A 17186-nucleotide genomic window follows, 5' to 3' on the forward strand; every position below is an offset into this window, starting at 1 on the left:
CTTCAGGCCATAGCTGACATGATCGGTGTCGAGCGCAAGACCCTGCGGCGCTGGTTCAGGCTGGGGCACGCCCCGACATGGAAGCGTACCACGACAAAGCCCGGTATCCTCGCGCCTTATACGGATTATCTGGACAGGCGATGGCATGAAGGATGCCATACCGCCGCGACATTGTGGCGGGAGCTGGTCAGTCAGGGCTTTACCGGGAAATATGGGATTGTGTGGAAATGGTTGACGATACGACAGGCTACGTCTCCACAACAGCGCTCCCGACGCCATGCTGTGCCTCCCCTCGGACGGAAACTGGCACGCCTCCTGTTGACGGATCCTGGAACACTTGCCGATCAGCAGACCCTGTTTGTCAGAGAACTTCTTGCAGCAGAACCCCAACTGGAAAAAACGACCAGCTGGGTGAGGAAAATGCAAAATCTGCTCTGCAGGAAATCAGAAGATAACCTCAGGCTTTTACTGAAAGCAGGAAGGGATACGCTGCTCTCCCGTCTGGTTCCAGCCCTTGAACGGGATGCCGCAGCCATTCAGGCTTCTCTTGTGACATCGTGGACAACCAGCCCTGTCGAGGGGCAGATCAGTCGATTGAAAATGATAAAGCGCACCATGTTCGGGAGAGCAGGCTTCGAACTCCTCAGGGCACGTGTACTTCCAATCTCATAGCGCAAAAATCACCACACACTTTGCGGAAGAGCCCAGTTCTCAGTGAAAATCAACAGCCGGGCTTCAAGGTGTTGCCCCGGCGCTGGGTCTCGAGCGCACTTTCGGTTGGATGATGCGCTGGAAGCGCCTCGTTCGGGATTACGAGCAGAGGATCGACGTCTCGGAGGCAATGATCCATGTCGCTCTCGGTAGCCTCATGCTCCGCAGAATTGTCCACCCATGACCATTCTCAAACGGACTCTCAGCGCTGCATCGCTGTCTTCAGCGTCACGGGATTTCACGCCTGCCTGATATCGCAGGAGACAAGTATCCGTTGTGGTCAAGCGGCTTTTGGCATCCAAAGCCGCTTGACCACAACGGATACTCTTAGGGTGCAATAGGGTTGCAACGCCACCGCATGAAAGTTGGCGCTTACCCTAATTGTAGGCAGTTTTGAGGATTTTTAGGGCGTTCCCTCAATCTTTCTTCAAATCTGGAACATGCAATCCGTTGATAAACAATAATTTCTATTTTTGGCTTTTTCTCAAACTTTTCACACACTCACAATGGCATTACGCATCCTATGCGGGTGCCACATGCCGGACGGAGCACGCCCTTCCCGTCCGGCATGGCGACCCGGCAATTAACGATTTAATATGTTATTATATTTTTATTACATTAATTATTGACATAAATATGTCGCCATTATACGTGTTTGGCATAGTAAGAAAGATAAACCAAAACACGACAGAGCTTCACGTGTTATAAAATGAGTCATTTCGTGTTTTTTGCGCATATTGAACACTTATAAATAGTGAAAATAGTCCTGCACGATCCTGTTTCCCCGCAATAGATGACATCGCCCTCCAAGGACCGCTCATGCCCATAATGATGCAAATAAGACATACAACACTATTCATGTTGCATAAAACGCAAAAAAGATTGCGCCTGAACATAGGTACGATATCGTAACTAAGATCACACCTCTCGAGCGTAAGGCGCACGCGCGAAACATCCTTGAACATCAAGGCATCAATCAAAAAGGATTTCTGATGTCTGTATCCGTAGCAATCAGAATGGCGCCTCCATCCGACAGGCGTGTTCCCATTCCACTACGTCCGGACATGCCCCATCGGTATATGCAGGTGCTGTTCCTCGGGGCCATCTTTGTCCTGCCCGCAGGTGCGTTTGCGGCCCAGCCCGACCGGCCGGCACACCTGAAGAATGTCCACGGCAACGCGGCCCCGAAGCGCCCCCCCACCCATGAGACGGACATACCGCAGCAGCAGGAACACCTCAGTGTCAGCACATCGCGCCATACGGCAACGGGGGGCGGGCTTTTACCTCCCCAGACCGTGGCACGCGCCCAGAGCAGTGTAACGTCCGAATTCATCCAAAAGCAGTCACCCACCAGTAATACGCTCGGGCTGGTTACCATGCTGCCGGGCGCGGTCGTCGCTGATTCCGATCCACTTGGTATTTCCGACCGCAGCACGATCAGCCTGCGCGGCATGAATGGAAACGAAATTGGCTTCCTGTTTGAAGGCATGCCCGCGGCAGATGCCTTCTATAATCTGCCCGATACATCCGAATGGGCAGATTCCGAAAACATCGGCCGCATCGATGTAGCCCAGGGCAGTGCGTCCATTGCCGCTCCGGTCTATAACGCCGTGGGCGGAACAATAACCCAGCAGTTACGCGATCCCTCCGACAAAATGGGCGGGCAGTTCGGCTTCTCCATGGGGAACCACCTTACGAACAAGGATTTCCTGCGCTTTGATACCGGATCAATCGGTAATACGGGCATCCGTACGTTCACCTCGTTTTCCTATACGACCAACAATAACTGGCGCGGTCCCGGCACCAATAACCGCTACCATGTTGACTTCAAGGCAGTGAAGAACTGGGGAGCAGGCAATTCGGCAACTGTTGTCGTGACCTACAACCGCGCCTTTGCCGACAGGCTGACAAACCCGACCCTGGCGCAATGGCAGGAATACGGCAAATCGTACAACTATTCCGGAACCTATACCAACGGCGCGACCAATTACTATGGCCTGTATGGGCAGGACCGTTCCACCATGCGTATCTCCGCCCCGGTGCATCTGGTCGCGTCAAGGCAGGTCTCGTTTGATATCACGCCCTATTACATGTGGATGAGCGGTGCCGTTGACAGCGGCACCTCCCTCTCCAATACCGCAAGTTATAACGGCACGCAGCCTGCGGGCAATCTGGGCCTGACCAATCTGGTCAATGGAAAGGAGACCGTTGCTTCGGTGGCCGGGTATTCCCAGTATACCGCCGGCGTCTATGCGGCGCTGAACTACAGGACACATTACAATGACCTGTCGGTTGGTTACTGGTACAGCAACCTTACACAGTCATCCCTTACGTCCTATGTGCCCGTCTATGATGACGGCACCGTTACAAGCATGACCGGACGTGATCCCATCACCACCGCATCGGGTGACGTACTGGCCAGCAAGGACCTGCACTTCCACCAGAACCTGCACAGCTTTTTCATTCGCGATACCCTCAAGCTGCTGCATGACCGCCTGGAAATTACAGGGGGGTTCAAGCTTGTTTATCTCGACAGGACCGGAACCAATGAACTGATCGGTGCCCCTTACCGCATCCAGAGCAGTTCGACGACATATCTGCCGCGGCTGGAGATGATCTATCACATTGATCCTGACAATTCCGTTTTCTTTGATGCCAACACGAACTTCTCGGCCCCGACCACCGATGCGGCCTATTTCAGTTCCTATAATATTTCCACGGGCAAGATTGCTGTCACCGGCACGTCGAACCTCAAGAACGAATATTCGATTTCCGAGGAACTGGGTTTCCGGCACAGGGGATTTGTTACGGCATCCGTCTCCCTGTTCAACTACAACTTCACCAACCGCCAGATCTCGACCAGCACCTATCTTTCAGGTGCGCTGACAACCGCCTATCTCAATGCCGGCGGGCAGACCACACGTGGCATCTCGGCAGAGATCGGCCTGCGCCCGTGGCATCACTTTACGCCATACCTGTCTGGCCAGTACCTGCATGCCGTGCTGAACAACAACATCAACGTGGGCGGATACGACCTACCGACCGCAGGGAAAATCGCACCACTCAGCCCCAAATTCGTGGCCTCCGTGGGGCTGGCCTATGATGACGGGCACTTCTTCGGGAACATGAATTTTTCCTACATAGATTCACAGTATTCCACCTTCATGGATGATGAGAGCATCCCCGCACGCAAGACCGCCAACATCACACTGGGCTACAGGCTGAAAGATTACGCACGCCTTCATAACACCACCTTCCAGGTCAACCTGCTCAATGTGGGAGACAGCAATTATCTCTCGGGTGTGTACAGCATGAAGACGAACGCAAAGGCCGTTGTGGTCAATGGCCATACCGTTGCCGGTTCCGCGCCCACCTATTACCTTGGCGGGGCATTTGCCGTGGTCGCCAATTTCTCAACCGGTTTCTGATCCGGGGATCATGCCCCTATGCGCATCAGCAGGAGAATGTTCATGACAGGGTCCATTGTAACTGCGGCAGGTGCGACGCCTGCAATGCCCACACCGCCGGGCCATGCAGGTGGCCCATGGAAGCCGGAAACCATGCGTGTCAGGATCAATGGCGCCCTGCTGGCCATGTCATCCATCGGCCCACATGATGGCATGCCGCTAATTGTGCTGCATGGGGGGCGTGGTTTTGGAACGCATGATGGCGTGTTCAAAACCTATGCCCCTCTTGCCGGTCCCTTTCGTATCATCGGCTTTGACATGCGCGGGCATGGGGAATCCGAAGCCGTGCCCCCCTTCACCTTTGCCCAGATGGTAAGGGATATAGAAACCATCCGTCAGGAGTTGTGTGGGGGCAGGCGGATTGTCCTGCTTGGCGGCTCCTTTGGCGGGATGATCGCGCTGAGTTATGCCATTACCCATCCCGACCATCTGGCCGCCCTGATCCTGCGCGGTACCGCACCAAGCTGGCATCATGAAACCGAGGCGCTGGGAAGCTTCCGGGCCCGTGCTTCCAGGGCGCCAATGGCAACGGAAGGCATGCTGGACAGGCTGTTCACCCCGACCATTGAAAATGATGAGGAATTCCGCCTGATCATGTTCGCCCTCGCTCCCCTTTATGCCGAAGACCCGAAAACCGTTGATCTGGACAGGCTGCTTTCGCATGTCTCACGGGTGCGGTACAATGCCCGCGTACATAATGACCTGTTTGCCGATCATTCATACGATGTTGTTGATAGGCTGGGTTCCATCCCCTGCCCTACGCTTGTGTTCTGCGGGGCACAGGACTGGATCTGCCCGCCTGACCAGTCACGCCTGATCGCCAGCCGCATCCCGCATGCCATGCTAGAGATCGTAACCGACGCCAACCATGGCGTACCCGATCCTGTCGCGCTGCAACTGGTATCCGGTTTTCTGAAAAGGCAGGGACTGCCGGCCTGATTACGCCATCAGGTATCGAGCGGGCGGAGCACGGGATCCGTATCCTCGGACTCCCCATCGGGCAGGATGGTGCTGTCCCCGTCATGGAAGCGCACGTCGGGCAACATGGCCTGCGCTTCCTGCCGCAGCAGGCTGGTCAGTTCGGTGATGCCAGCGGATGACGCCACGCCGCCTGGTGTGACGACGGAAAAGAAATAAGGAATACGGACATTCAGAGGCCTGATGACAATGCCGGGATCCTTATGGCTCCTTGCCGTAACCGGATCGAGGATCGCAACACCCAGCCCCTCGCACGCGAAGCGGAACAGGATGATCGCCATGTTGGAATCCATGATGCCCGCGGGTACCACATTGCTCCGGGCCAGTGCGCGCTCTATGCGGCTGCGGATGCGGAACGGATCGGCCATCGTCAGTATCCGCCGCCCCGAAAGGCTAGCGACGTCTATTGTCTCGCACGCGGCCAGTTCATCATGGGCCGACAGCGCCACCACGCAGTCCGCCTCCCCTATCCATCCAAGTTCCACCCCGAGATTGTTGAATGGGAAACTCACAATCCCGAGGTTGGCTTCCTTGCGCGCCACCATGTGTATGACTTCCTGGGCGGATGCCGACTGGACATGCAGCGTGCCGGGCAGCAACGCCCTGGGCAGCCGGCCGATCGCCTGCGGGTACAGTCCGGCCGCCAGCGCGAATGTTCCGGCAATCAGCAGGGAACTTTCGGCATTGCGGGCTATGGCACGGGCATTTTCCTGCAACCTGTTGACCGTGCCCAGCAGCACCTGCGCTTCACGGTGAAAGCGGATTCCCTGATCGGTTGCCGTGATCCGTGGCCCGTTGCGATGGAACAGGGCAAAACCAAGGGAAATTTCCAGGTCCTGTATCAGGCGCGTGATCATTGACTGGGAACGCCCGAGCAGGTGCGCCCCCCCTGTCATGCTGCCTGACGTCATTACAGCGCAGTAGGCTTCAATCTGCCGCAAATCAGGGACATCTGCTACCATCGGAAAACGGTAGACCGGAAACAGGGCGCAGTAAAGACAGCACGTGTGCGGTAGGGCCGGGGCATGAAGGACTGTTCTCCCTTCTCCATGATGAGTTATATGCAACATAACTCTTTTATAATGATATATATGAATTATCATGTCTGTAGAAAACAGGCAGCACAGCACCATGCCTGGTGTGACCATCCACCCACCGTGTCCGGGGCCAGGTTTTGATAAAGGAATGAGAATGTCGATCCGTGAACCTGCAAAAAATCCTGCCGGGCTGGCGCAACTGAAAGATCGGGTCCGGCAGGACCTGTCATGGCTTGACCAGCCCTGCCGCTCCTGGGTGGTGCCCCACAGCGCCGATGGCGGGCGGGTCATGGATGTTGTCGTTATTGGCGGCGGCATGGCGGGACTGACCGTTTCAGGCTACCTGCGCCGTTATGGCGTGGACAACCATGTCGTCCTTGACCGTGCCCCTGCAGGGAGGGAGGGACCATGGCGCACCTATGCCCGCATGGAAACGCTCCGTTCACCCAAGACACTGGCAGGCCCGTGCATGGGCCTGGCCAGCCTGACGTTCCGCGCCTGGTACGAAGCCTGTTTTGGCGCCGCCGCGTGGGAAACGCTGGACCGGATTCCAACCGGCATGTGGATGGACTATCTGGTCTGGCTACGCGACATACTGGCGCTGCCGGTCCGCAATGGGGTTACACTCGATAATATTTCCCTGCGCGATGACGGACTTGTCTCCCTGCAACTGACAGCGGACGGCAGGCCCGAAACCCTTATATGTAGGCATGTTGTCCTGGCCACCGGCCGTGACGGACTAGGCGGGGGCTATGTGCCGCCGGTCATCGCGGCACTTCCACGCAACCTGTGGTCTCACTCCGCCGGCATGATCGATTTTGAAGCACTGAAGGGAAAGCGCATTGCTGTCGTGGGCGCGGGCGCCTCCGCCATGGACAATGCCGCCGTTGCGCTGGAAAGTGGTGCAGGCCGCGTGGACATGCTGATACGGCGCAGGGACCTGCCCCGGGTCAACAAATTCACCGGTATCGGCAGCATGGGCGTGGTGCTGGGGTTTGAAAGCCTGCCCGACGGGTGGAAGTGGCGGTTTCTGGACTGTGTCCTGTCCGCCCAGACCCCGCCGCCACGCTCCAGCGTGCTGCGTGTCTCGCGCCATCCCAACGGTTTCTTCCACCTCGGCTGCGAAATCCGCTCCCTTGCCGCTACGGCAGGGGGTGTAAGCATAAACACGTCACGCGGCACGATGGAGGCCGATTTCATCATCGCCGCGACAGGTTTCTGCATTGACCTGGCCAGACGGCCGGAACTGTTCGGTATCGCCAGATATATCCGCTTCTGGAAGGACCGCTTCACGCCAGAACCACAGGACATGCCATCTGGCACCCTCAATGCGGAACTGCAATATTCCCCTGACCTGGGAAAGGGATTTGAATTCCTTGAAAAAAATCCCGGTGAATGCCCGTCCCTGCGTTTCATTCACTGTTTCTGTTTCCCCGCAACGCTTTCCCATGGAAAGGTCAGCGGTGACATCCCCGCCATAAGCGACGGTGCCGAACGCCTGGTCAGGCATATCATCGGCTCCCTGTTCGTGGATGACCGCGCGACCTACTACAACAGCCTTGTCACGTTTGAGGATGCAGAACTGTCTGGTGATGAGTGGGTGGATTCCCCACTGCCGGTCTCCTGATGCGTCCGCCCCCCTCGCGCCATCGCCACGCAGGCCGTATGGGCCGTTTCATCTTCAGGAAGGTGGCGGAATCCCTGTTCTCGATATGGGGCGTGGTGACGGTCGTGTTTTTTGTCACCCGCATCATTGGGGACCCGGCAACGCTTTTCGTGCCCGTGGGCGCCAGCGATGCACAGGTCGCGGCCCTGAACCACCAGTTCGGCCTCGACCTGCCGCTATGGGCGCAGTACTTCCATTATATCGGCAGCATCATGCATGGTGATTTCGGCAACAGTTTCATCTTCAACCGCTCCGCCATGCAGGTTGTCATGGAGCGACTACCTGCAACCGTGCTGCTGGCGCTGTGTGCAATGGCGGCAGGCATGACACTGGGATGCACGGCAGGCGCCATTGCCGCCCTGCGCAAGGGCAGCATGACGGAACTCGTCATCATGACGCTTGCGCTGCTGGGACAGGCCACACCGGTCTTCTGGCTCGGGATCATGCTGATCCTGTGGTTCGCTGCCGACCTGCACTGGCTGCCTGCGGGGGGATACGGGCATCTTGCCAATCTGGTCCTGCCATGCGCCACGCTGGCGGTGTTTGTCAGCGCCTCGATCGCGCGCCTGCTGCGCTCTTCCATTCTGGACATCCTGAAGGAAGACTATATCCGCACGGCCCGCGCCAAGGGGCTTTATCCCGGCACGATCTTCCTGTGGCATATCGCGCGCAATGCGCTGATCCCTGTCGCGACAATGACCGCAATCCTTTCGGGAGAGTTGCTGGGCGGTTCCGTCGTGACGGAAACCGTGTTCGGCTGGCCAGGCATCGGGCGCCTTACCATCCAGGCGATCGAGGGCAATGATTTCCCGGTTATCCAGGCCGCCGTTTTTGTCGAGGCCACGATTTTCGTCCTTATCAACCTAGCGATCGAACTGCAGTATCGCCTGCTTGATCCACGCATCGGCCAGCAGCGCCAGGGGGCATGATGAAGACCTTCTTTTCCGCCCTCATCCGCTCACGCCCGGGCTTTGTTGGGTTCGGGCTCGTCTCCCTTTTCATCATGGTGTCCGTGCTGGCGCCGTGGAGCACGCTGCCAGACCCCACCCTGGTCGTGCTACGCGCACGCCTGACGCCACCGGACTGGATCGGGGCGCACCCTCTTGGCACGGATGCCGTGGGACGCGATATCCTCTCGCGCATCGCCTATGGCGGGCGCACGACCCTGATGGTGGCGATGGCCGCCGTCATGCTGGGTTCGGTCATGGGCACGACAGCGGGAATCATGTCCGGGTTCATGGGCGGTCTCATCGACCAGGCCATCATGCGGATCGTGGACATGCAACTGGCCTTCCCGCTCATGATGCTGGCACTCCTGATCGTGGCGGTGCTTGGCCCCTCGACGGGCAATGTCATCGTGGTCCTCGCCCTGACATCATGGACACGCTACGCCCGGATCATCCGCGCACAGGTAATCAGCCTGCGTGAGCGGGAATTCGTGCTGTCCGCGCGCGCGGTGGGTGCCTCGTCATGGTGGATCATGTCCCGGCACATCCTGCCCAATGTCCTGACCCCGGCCCTGGTGGTCGCAACGCTGGAACTGGCACGGCTCATCATCATGATCGCCGCCCTGTCCTTCCTCGGGCTAGGCGTGCAGCCCCCTGCCCCTGACTGGGGCCAGATCCTGGCCGAAGGGCGCGTCTACATTTCCACCGCCTGGTGGGTCGTCACCTTTCCCGGGCTTGCGATCGTGCTGAGCGTGCTGGGGATCAACCTTTTTGGTGACTGGCTGCGTGATTACCTCGACCCCAAGACATGGAGCAACCGATGACCGACCTGCATCCCCGCATCACGCGGCTCAAGACCGCCATGGCCGAAGCCGGCGTTGACGCCCTGATCTGTTTCAAGCCCGAGAATACGTTCTTCCTGACAGGCTTCAACCCGATCATCTATTCCCATCCGGTCGTGGTGCTCCTGCCACGCGACGGTGAACCGGTCCTCCTTGTCCATGCCCTGCGCGATGACCATGGACGCCGCGAGAGCTTTGTCAGCGATATCCGCCTTTATGGCGCATGGTCGACAAAGGTCACGATGGGGCCAACATGGATGGCGGCACTTGGCGGCATCCTTGCCGAAAAAAAACTGTCCGCCGGCCGTATCGCCCTAGAATATGACCACATGCCCGTTGCGCGCTATCGGGTAATGGAAGACTTCCTGCCCGATGCCCGCCTTGTCGATTCCAGCGCCATGATCGACCGGGTACGGCTGGTCAAGGATCCCGACGAGATCGCTCATGCCCGCATCGCCGCAACCCTAGCGGGCCGAGGCATGGAAGCGGCAGTCAGCGCCATGGCCGCGCGCGGGAATGAGCGCGAGGTTTCCACCGCCTCAATGGCCGCCATGAACAGGCTGTGGTGCGGAATGCCGGATGTGGAGGTAGCCGATTTCGGCACGCTGGAAGGGGGCGCGCAGAACGGCCTGTGGACATGGACGCTCTATGGCGAGCGCATGTTTGTCAATTGCGACAACCCCACCCTGCGCATGCCGGTCGAAGGGGAGGTCGGGGCGGTTTTCATCTGGGCTGTCGCCAACGGGGTCCATGCCGAAATCGAACGCACGGTGGCCTTTGGCCCGGTGCCTCCGGCGCAGCGCAGGGCCATCGATACCATTCTGGGCATCCGCGCAGAAATTGAAGGCGTGCTGAAACCCGGCATTCCCCTGTCCGAACTGTTCCACATTACAAAAAAGCGGCTTTCCAGCGCGGGGTACGCCGCCAACATTCCCGGGCGCATCGGTCATACCATCGGCCTGGGTGCACATGAGCATACCTCGCTCGATGCGCGAACGGACATCATACTCGAACCCGGCATGCTCTTTACGCTTGAACCCAACCTCCGCGTCCCGGCACAGGGCGTTGCAACTCAGATTTCCGATACCATCCTCATTACCGAAAACGGGCATGAATATCTGACACGCTATCCCGGCGGCTACCTGGAGGTCTGAGGTCACGACCATGATGTCTCCCCTGATCGAGATCCGCAACCTCAGCGTGGTGTTCGACACGCCGGCCGGCACGCTGCATGCGGTCAATGACCTGTCTTACAGCGTGATGCCGGGCGAGACACTCGGAATCGTGGGAGAGAGCGGGTCGGGCAAAAGCGTGCATGTCATGGCCATGCTGGGGCTGCTCTCCCCGCCTGCAGCCCGTGTCACATCGGGCGAGGTGCTGTTCCGCGGGCACGACCTGCTGCGCCTGCCAGAACGGGCGCTGCGCGACATACGGGGGCGGGACATCGGCATGGTCTTCCAGGACCCGATGTCCTCGCTCAACCCGGTCCTGACTGTAGGCCGCCAGATCAGGGAAGTTCTGCAGCGCCACACCGGCATAAACCGCCCGCAGGCCAACGCCCGTGCCGCCGAACTGCTGGAACTGGTCGGCATACCCGATCCTGCGGGCCGGCTGTCGCATTATCCGCATGAATTTTCAGGCGGCATGCGCCAGAGGGTCATGATTGCAATCGGCCTTGCCTGCAATCCCGCCCTTCTGATCGCCGATGAAGCGACCACGGCCCTTGATGTCACGATGCAGGCACAGGTGATTGATCTCATCCGCGACATCAGGCAACGCTTTGGCACGACCGTCATATGGATCACCCATGACATGGGCGTGGTGGCCGAACTCGCTGACACGATCCAGGTCATGTACGCCGGGCGCATCATGGAACGGGGACCGATCTCGCCCGTCTTTCATGATCCCCGTTCGGCCTATACCTGGGGACTCCTGCGCTGCATGCCCGGAGCGCTACCTGACAACGGGAGGCAACGCCTCTACCAGATCCCCGGCAGCCCCCCCAACATGGTCTATCCCCCCTCAGGGGACCCCTTTGCCCCGCGCAACCGGTTCGCGACCGAACGCTGCCACCGGACGGTGCCACCGCTGCGTCAGACTCCCGGCGGCGCGCCCGGCCATATGGTGGCGGCGTGGTACGACCTGCCGGAAATCCTGGCCACCCATCCGGAGTTGCACTGATGGCCTTCCCTGCACCGGTTGAAGCCGCTGCCCCCCTAGTTGAAGTCCGTGACCTTGTGCGCCGCTACACGAAGGGCTGGCTGGAGCGTAACAGCATTACGGCGCTCAATGGTGTCTCCCTGTGTGTCAGCAGGGGGGAGACCGTGGGGCTGGTAGGCGAGAGCGGCTCGGGCAAGAGCACGACGGGGCGCGTCCTGCTGGGTCTGGAACGCGCGGATGAAGGCGAGGTCTTCTTTGACGGCACAAGGATTTCCGGCCTGTCCGACCGTGAGATGAAACCATGGCGGCGGCGCATGCAGGCCATCTTCCAGGACCCGTACGGTGCCCTCAACCCGCGCCGACAGGTTGGCGGTTTTATTGCCGAACCCCTGCTGGTACAGGGGATATGCCGCAACAGGTCAGAAATACATGACCGGGTCGCAGCACTGTTGCGGCAGGTGGGGCTCGATCCTTCCTTCATGCGCCGTTACCCGCATGAGTTTTCCGGCGGGCAGCGGCAGCGCCTGTGCATTGCACGCGCACTGGCGCCGGAGCCGGAGTTCATCGTGGCCGATGAACCGATTACCGCACTTGACGTGTCCATCCAGGCGCAGATCGTCAACCTGTTCCAGGATCTCAGGCAAGAAATGGGCCTGTCCTATCTGTTCATTTCCCATGACCTTTCGATGATCCGCTACCTGTGCCACCGCGTGGCGGTCATGCTGCGGGGGCGGATTGTGGAACTTGCGCCCACGGAAGAGATTTTTTCCGATCCACGGCATCCCTACACCCGCTCCCTGCTGAGCGCGATCCCCATACCCGACCCTGATCACCCCCATGTCAGGCCCACCCGTTTCAACGCCGATGCGAACATACCGGACCGGATGGCGGAAATGGTCGAGGTCACGGCTGGTCATTTCGTGCTCGAACACTGATGCGCCCTGCAACAAACACGCCCCGGAACCGCCGCATGATCCGCCCCTCCTGCCTCTGGCTGCTTCTCGCAGGCGGCATGACAGCCCTCCCGCATCCGGCGTGCGCCAGCACGGTCACGATTGCCCTTGCGGGGGAAATCAATACCTTTGACCCCGACCAGACCAATTCGATCGGGACCGACCTGTCGGTCATGAGCAACATCTACCCCTCGCTCCTGCTGCGCGCACCGGATGGTGCGCTGGTCCCCGCGCTCGCGAGGGAATGGCATACCAGCAGTGATACGGTATGGCATTTCACCCTGCGCCCCGGCGCGCGGTTCATTGATGGGGAACCGATTGATGCGCATACCGTGAAATGGAACATCCAGCGCATCCTGAACCGACAGAAGGTTACGCCGGTTGCATCGTGGTACGCACAGATTGCCGATGTACAGGTCATTTCGCCAACACAGTTGGATATCAGGACATCATCGCCCTATCCGGCCCTGCCAGCACAACTGTCCATGATGTTCCTCCTGCCGCCGGAATGGGCGCGCACGCATGATCCGGCGCATGAGGTTTCATCCGGCGGTCCCTATATCGTGGATGAAATCGTTCCTGGCGACCATGTCAGCCTGCATGCCAATCCTGGTTATTACGGGCCACGCCCGGCATTCGACCGGGCCATCTATCGCATCATTCCCGAAACGAATACTGCATTGTATGCCCTGCAGGCGGGAGAGGTGGATTACGTTTCAAAATTTCCCACCAACCAGATCGGGCAGATTAACGGCCATGGTGTTGCCACTGCTGGGGCCGTACCCTCCAGCAGGACCGTGTTCATAAAACTGAATACGGAAAAACCACCTTTCAACAACGCAAAATTCAGGCAGGCCCTGAATTATGCCATTGATAAGCAGACAATTGCCGACACCATATTTGATGGCCACGCCACGCCCTCAGGCTGCGAGGTCCTGACGCCCGATTATTTTGGCTACAACAGGGACCTGCCGGGATATGGATATGACCCGGAACGGGCAAGGCGACTGATTGCCGAAAGCGGCGTGGACCTCTCCCGGTCCTTTGAATTCGACATCCCGCGCGGCAGCTACCTTCAGGGCGAGGAAGTGGCCCTTGCCATACAGGCCATGTTCCACGCCGTGGGGGTCAGCACACAGATCAGAATGATTGATTTCGCGACCTACCTAGCCCACTACAGGAAAGCGCATGACCTCTCCCCCGTCTCGTTGCTGGGACAGGCCTGGCCCACACTTGATGCCGCGGGTTTCCTAAAGCTGTTCCAGGGCGGGAATGCCTATTCCTACTGGAGCGACCCTGCATTCGACGCAGCGCTGAAGGCGGGAGAGTCCACACTCGACCAGACTATGCGCGAACAGGCCTATGCAACGGCAACCCGTACCATGTGCGCGCAGGCCCCGGCTGTCTTCCTCTATGTCGAACCGGCAACCTATGCCTATTCCAGGCGGATTTCCCTTGTTCCGCGCGGGGATGGCTGGGTACGCGCCTTTGACATGAAACCCGCCCGATAGGGCTCCTTCCTTACCCGGTTCATGGAGGCATACGATATGCAGGACACGATCGACATAGCGGCGGGCTTGGCATCGGACAGCAGGCTTTTTACCTTACGCCATGAACAGGCGGAGCTTGTTGCGGGCACACAGGCCTGCCAGCAGGCCGTGCTTGCGCCAGCGGACTGTCATGGCCTCGATACGGCTGTGCGCCTGGCGCTGGCGCACAGGATTGCCGTCCTGAACGATGATGAAGCACTGGCCCGCCTTTATGCCGACAGCCTGCACGCCCTTGCGCCGGACAGTCCTGTCCTTGCCCTGGCAGAGGGGCGCTCGGACATGGCCGAACCCTTTGCGGGCATGGCGCGGCAAGCCGATCTTGCCACGATGGACAATGCCGCGGCATCCGAAAGGCAACTCGCGGCCCTGGAAGCGGCGGGGCTGGACAGGCCACAGATCGTGGCCCTGTCGGAACTGATTGCCTTCGTCAATTACCAGTGCCGGATCACCGCCGGCCTGCGCCTACTCAAGGAGTGATGCCTGCCATGCTACCCAGAATTCGCATCAGGCCCCTGCAGTGGGAGCCTCATCTCGAACCCGTCAGGCTGGAAGAGGCGAGTGCGGCCCAACTGGAGGCGATGAAGGTCACCCCGTCCTCCACCAGGATCTCCCCCTATGTCCGCACGCTTGCGCATGACCCGGAAAGCTACAGGGCCAGAACGGAACTGTTCAATTCCATCATGTACGCCAGGGATGGCATTCCCCGCACGGAGCGCGAACTGGGCGCACTGGCGGCATCGGTGACCAATGGCTGCCGCTACTGCGCCATGATCCATGGCCGGCGCCTGGCCGAACTCATGAAAAGTGATGATGTCATCACGGCATTATGGCACAACCGCCCCGATCTCCTTTCCGCGCGTGAACAGGCGATATGGGCGTTTTCCTGCGCGCTCTCCCGCACGCCCCCGGCTGCAACGGGCGCACATGTATCAGCCTTGCGCAGGGCCGGCCTGTCGGATGGCGACATTCTCGACCTGATCCACGTCATCGCGATTTTTGGCTGGGCAAACCGGCTCATGCATCCGCTCGGTCGTGCCGTGCCCGGTGGCGCCCGGTCCTGACATGGCGCATGGGGCGGCCGCTTGCCAGCCGCCCGTGCCGGGCGCGCGTTCGGCCCGGAAGCATGCCGTCTTCGTATCACACATGTAGGCCCGCATCATGGTATCCGGGTTGCGGGCCAGTTCATCAACCGAACGGATGATGAAATCCGCTTTGTCATCTGTCATCAGCGCGCAGAAATTCAGGCGCGTCCAGCCCGGTTTGCGGATCTCCTCACCACTCAGGATCGCCTGGCGCAGGGTATCGGAATGCTCCTGACTGATATCAAGCAGGCTATGGGCATAGGGCCCGGTACAGGCACATCCGCCGCGGGCCTGGATTCCGTAAATATCGGACAGCATGCGGGTGAACAGTTGCTGGTGCACCGTCTCGCCCGCCCCGTTTGCATGGACACGGAAGGAGAAGATTGGCAGAGCGTGCCGTGCCTGCGCGTTGTCCATGATCTCGATATGCGGGTTGTGCCGCCAGACCCGGTCGGACCAGGCGCGCAGGGCGTTGTGGCGCGCATAGAGCCAGTCCTGCCCCATGGCCTCCTTGACCATAAAGGCCAGCGCGGCACGGATGTCACCAATGACATCGGGTGTGCCCGCTTCTTCCCGGCTTTCCAGAGAGGTGGAATAATCATGCCGCCAGGGCGAGACGAACCGCACCGTGCCACTGCCGGTAAAGACCGGGCGCGTGTGTACGGCCACCGCATTGCGTACGATCATGATGCCCGATGACGCAGGCCCGCCCACGAATTTATGCGCCGAGAGGACAACGGCGTCCTTCTCATACGGCGTGCCCGCCCGCATGCTGATGGGCAGGTAAGGCCCGCCGCCCGCGTAATCCCACACGGCCAGCGCGCCATGGGATCTGAGCACTGCTGTCACCGCATCCACATCGGTCACGATACCCGTAACATTTGATGCCGCCGAGAAGGCGCCGATCCGCAGGCGCGCCGGGTCGATTCCGGCCAGTGCCCAGTTGAGCTGCCCAAGGTCCGGGCCACCGCGTGCCGCCTCCATGTGACTCAGTGTCGCAGCCTGATCGGCAGACATGAAGACGCATATCAGGCAGGACAGGCGGCCAAACCCGAACTGATAGGGAAGCGGCGGAATCACGCCATGCCGGCACAGGATCTGCCAGACAGCCGCTTCACTCCAGGCATGTACCGGCCACTAGTGATCGATATGCCGTCGGACCCGACCATCACGACAGTCTGTCCGGTGCCGCTCAAAGACGGCGTAACGGGCACGGTTCGCGGATTCTATGCAGATCAGAGCAGACTTGATATCGCAGCCTGAGCGCTGAACAAATCGCTCTCCGGTAAACCCGGGGCAGTTCAGTCTGGGGGCCAGCGCAAAACCGAAGGCTTTTCCATGTCCATCAGCGATCACGCAGACTTTTGTGCCATAGCCGCCGCGAGAGCGGTCAGGTGCTTCACGATGGTCTCGCTCTTCGAAAGAGGCCCCTTTTTTTGGGCTCCCGCCGCTTTGTGGTGACCCTGATGCTCGTACCATCCAGAAAAGTCATTCCGAGTGCCACGCCCTGTTGGTCCTGAACCCGTTCGAGCAGGCGCTCCCACACACCCGGTTTCGCCCAGCGGATGAAAAGCTGTGCCACCCGCCACCATGGACCCAGTTTAGCGAAGATACTCCGCCATTTCGCACCATTCTCATGACGCCAGAAAATCGCGGATATCGTCCGCCGCAGATCATGTGGCGGCGTCATACCCCTCAGGCGAACCTCCTCGATCAGAGGTTCCCAGATCGCCCACGTCTCATCCGTAAAAGTGCCTGTTCCGTCTCCTTCTTCCATCCCTACAATATGGAAA

General features: G+C 59.5%; 13 protein-coding genes and 4 pseudogenes. 14 read left to right on the plus strand and 3 right to left on the minus strand.

Going from position 1 to position 17186, the window contains the following annotated elements:
- Positions 1-18: 18 nt before the first annotated feature.
- The 5 genes and pseudogenes from KSAC_RS17645 to KSAC_RS15765 all read left to right on the plus strand — a co-directional run bounded on the left by KSAC_RS17645 (position 19) and on the right by KSAC_RS15765 (position 5117).
- The gene (locus KSAC_RS17645) at positions 19-672 is read left to right on the plus strand and encodes a transposase (protein ID WP_408884764.1); all 654 of its coding nucleotides are present in this window, start codon (positions 19-21) and stop codon (positions 670-672) included.
- Positions 673-722: 50 nt separating this feature from the next.
- Positions 723-895: pseudogene (locus KSAC_RS15755) on the plus strand (transposase); the annotation flags it as partial.
- An 18-nt stretch (positions 896-913) separates the two neighbouring features.
- Positions 914-1009: pseudogene (locus KSAC_RS17875) on the plus strand (IS481 family transposase); the annotation flags it as partial.
- Between the two features lie 718 nt (positions 1010-1727).
- The gene (locus tag KSAC_RS15760; RefSeq protein WP_243705414.1) at positions 1728-4139 is read left to right on the plus strand and encodes a TonB-dependent receptor; all 2412 of its coding nucleotides are present in this window, start codon (positions 1728-1730) and stop codon (positions 4137-4139) included.
- Positions 4140-4181: 42 nt separating this feature from the next.
- Positions 4182-5117: an alpha/beta fold hydrolase gene (locus tag KSAC_RS15765; protein WP_243705415.1), complete on the plus strand. Its 936-nt coding sequence runs from the start codon at positions 4182-4184 to the stop codon at positions 5115-5117.
- Positions 5118-5125: 8 nt separating this feature from the next.
- Here KSAC_RS15765 and KSAC_RS15770 read toward each other — a convergent pair whose 3' ends face one another.
- Entirely contained in the window at positions 5126-6304 is a 1179-nt protein-coding gene (locus KSAC_RS15770; RefSeq protein WP_132306721.1) for a LysR family transcriptional regulator, read from the minus strand.
- A 43-nt stretch (positions 6305-6347) separates the two neighbouring features.
- On the opposite strand from KSAC_RS15770, the gene KSAC_RS15775 reads away from it, so the two are divergent.
- Genes KSAC_RS15775 through KSAC_RS15815 form a run of 9 tightly spaced genes read left to right on the plus strand, consistent with a single transcriptional unit; the run spans position 6348 to position 15372 of the window.
- Positions 6348-7820: an NAD(P)-binding domain-containing protein gene (locus KSAC_RS15775; RefSeq protein WP_132306723.1), complete on the plus strand. Its 1473-nt coding sequence runs from the start codon at positions 6348-6350 to the stop codon at positions 7818-7820.
- The gene (locus KSAC_RS15780; RefSeq protein ID WP_341812915.1) at positions 7820-8788 is read left to right on the plus strand and encodes an ABC transporter permease; all 969 of its coding nucleotides are present in this window, start codon (positions 7820-7822) and stop codon (positions 8786-8788) included. Before KSAC_RS15775 ends, KSAC_RS15780 begins: the two co-directional genes overlap by 1 nt.
- Entirely contained in the window at positions 8785-9630 is an 846-nt protein-coding gene (locus KSAC_RS15785) for an ABC transporter permease subunit (RefSeq protein WP_132306725.1), read from the plus strand. Before KSAC_RS15780 ends, KSAC_RS15785 begins: the two co-directional genes overlap by 4 nt.
- Positions 9627-10802, plus strand: coding sequence for a M24 family metallopeptidase (locus tag KSAC_RS15790; protein ID WP_132306727.1), 1176 nt, complete (start codon positions 9627-9629; stop codon positions 10800-10802). Before KSAC_RS15785 ends, KSAC_RS15790 begins: the two co-directional genes overlap by 4 nt.
- 13 nt (positions 10803-10815) lie before the next feature.
- Positions 10816-11829, plus strand: coding sequence for an ABC transporter ATP-binding protein (locus KSAC_RS15795; RefSeq protein WP_132306784.1), 1014 nt, complete (start codon positions 10816-10818; stop codon positions 11827-11829).
- Positions 11829-12743, plus strand: coding sequence for an ABC transporter ATP-binding protein (locus KSAC_RS15800; protein WP_243705417.1), 915 nt, complete (start codon positions 11829-11831; stop codon positions 12741-12743). Before KSAC_RS15795 ends, KSAC_RS15800 begins: the two co-directional genes overlap by 1 nt.
- A 35-nt stretch (positions 12744-12778) precedes the next feature.
- A complete protein-coding gene (locus KSAC_RS15805; RefSeq protein WP_243705418.1) occupies positions 12779-14272 on the plus strand; it encodes an ABC transporter substrate-binding protein in 1494 nt (497 codons plus the stop codon).
- 36 nt (positions 14273-14308) lie between these two features.
- Positions 14309-14788 carry a hypothetical protein gene (locus KSAC_RS15810; RefSeq protein WP_132306731.1) on the plus strand — a complete coding sequence of 160 codons (480 nt, stop codon included), beginning with the start codon at positions 14309-14311 and terminating at the stop codon, positions 14786-14788.
- 8 nt (positions 14789-14796) lie between these two features.
- Complete coding sequence (locus KSAC_RS15815) at positions 14797-15372, plus strand: peroxidase-related enzyme (RefSeq protein ID WP_132306733.1); 576 nt, start codon at positions 14797-14799, stop codon at positions 15370-15372.
- A 45-nt stretch (positions 15373-15417) separates the two neighbouring features.
- On the opposite strand, the pseudogene KSAC_RS17740 reads toward KSAC_RS15815, so the two are convergent.
- A pseudogene (locus tag KSAC_RS17740) lies at positions 15418-16410 on the minus strand (aminotransferase class V-fold PLP-dependent enzyme); the annotation flags it as partial.
- A 291-nt stretch (positions 16411-16701) separates the two neighbouring features.
- A pseudogene (locus KSAC_RS15825) lies at positions 16702-17170 on the minus strand (IS5 family transposase); the annotation flags it as partial.
- Positions 17171-17186: the final 16 nt, after the last annotated feature.

The sequence above is a fragment of the Komagataeibacter saccharivorans genome, assembly GCF_004348195.1.
Taxonomy (GTDB): domain Bacteria; phylum Pseudomonadota; class Alphaproteobacteria; order Acetobacterales; family Acetobacteraceae; genus Komagataeibacter; species Komagataeibacter saccharivorans.

Bases quoted from the DNA above. Each gene is read 5' to 3' on its own strand.
- KSAC_RS17645 (WP_408884764.1), top strand. From the start codon at position 19: ATGATCGGTGTCGAGCGCAAGACCCTGCGGCGCTGGTTCAGGCTGGGG.
- KSAC_RS15760 (WP_243705414.1), top strand. From the start codon at position 1,728: ATGGCGCCTCCATCCGACAGGCGTGTTCCCATTCCACTACGTCCGGAC.
- KSAC_RS15765 (WP_243705415.1), top strand. From the start codon at position 4,182: ATGACAGGGTCCATTGTAACTGCGGCAGGTGCGACGCCTGCAATGCCC.
- KSAC_RS15770 (WP_132306721.1), bottom strand. From the start codon at position 6,304: ATGGTCACACCAGGCATGGTGCTGTGCTGCCTGTTTTCTACAGACATG.
- KSAC_RS15775 (WP_132306723.1), top strand. From the start codon at position 6,348: ATGTCGATCCGTGAACCTGCAAAAAATCCTGCCGGGCTGGCGCAACTG.
- KSAC_RS15780 (WP_341812915.1), top strand. From the start codon at position 7,820: ATGCGTCCGCCCCCCTCGCGCCATCGCCACGCAGGCCGTATGGGCCGT.
- KSAC_RS15785 (WP_132306725.1), top strand. From the start codon at position 8,785: ATGATGAAGACCTTCTTTTCCGCCCTCATCCGCTCACGCCCGGGCTTT.
- KSAC_RS15790 (WP_132306727.1), top strand. From the start codon at position 9,627: ATGACCGACCTGCATCCCCGCATCACGCGGCTCAAGACCGCCATGGCC.
- KSAC_RS15795 (WP_132306784.1), top strand. From the start codon at position 10,816: ATGTCTCCCCTGATCGAGATCCGCAACCTCAGCGTGGTGTTCGACACG.
- KSAC_RS15800 (WP_243705417.1), top strand. From the start codon at position 11,829: ATGGCCTTCCCTGCACCGGTTGAAGCCGCTGCCCCCCTAGTTGAAGTC.
- KSAC_RS15805 (WP_243705418.1), top strand. From the start codon at position 12,779: ATGATCCGCCCCTCCTGCCTCTGGCTGCTTCTCGCAGGCGGCATGACA.
- KSAC_RS15810 (WP_132306731.1), top strand. From the start codon at position 14,309: ATGCAGGACACGATCGACATAGCGGCGGGCTTGGCATCGGACAGCAGG.
- KSAC_RS15815 (WP_132306733.1), top strand. From the start codon at position 14,797: ATGCTACCCAGAATTCGCATCAGGCCCCTGCAGTGGGAGCCTCATCTC.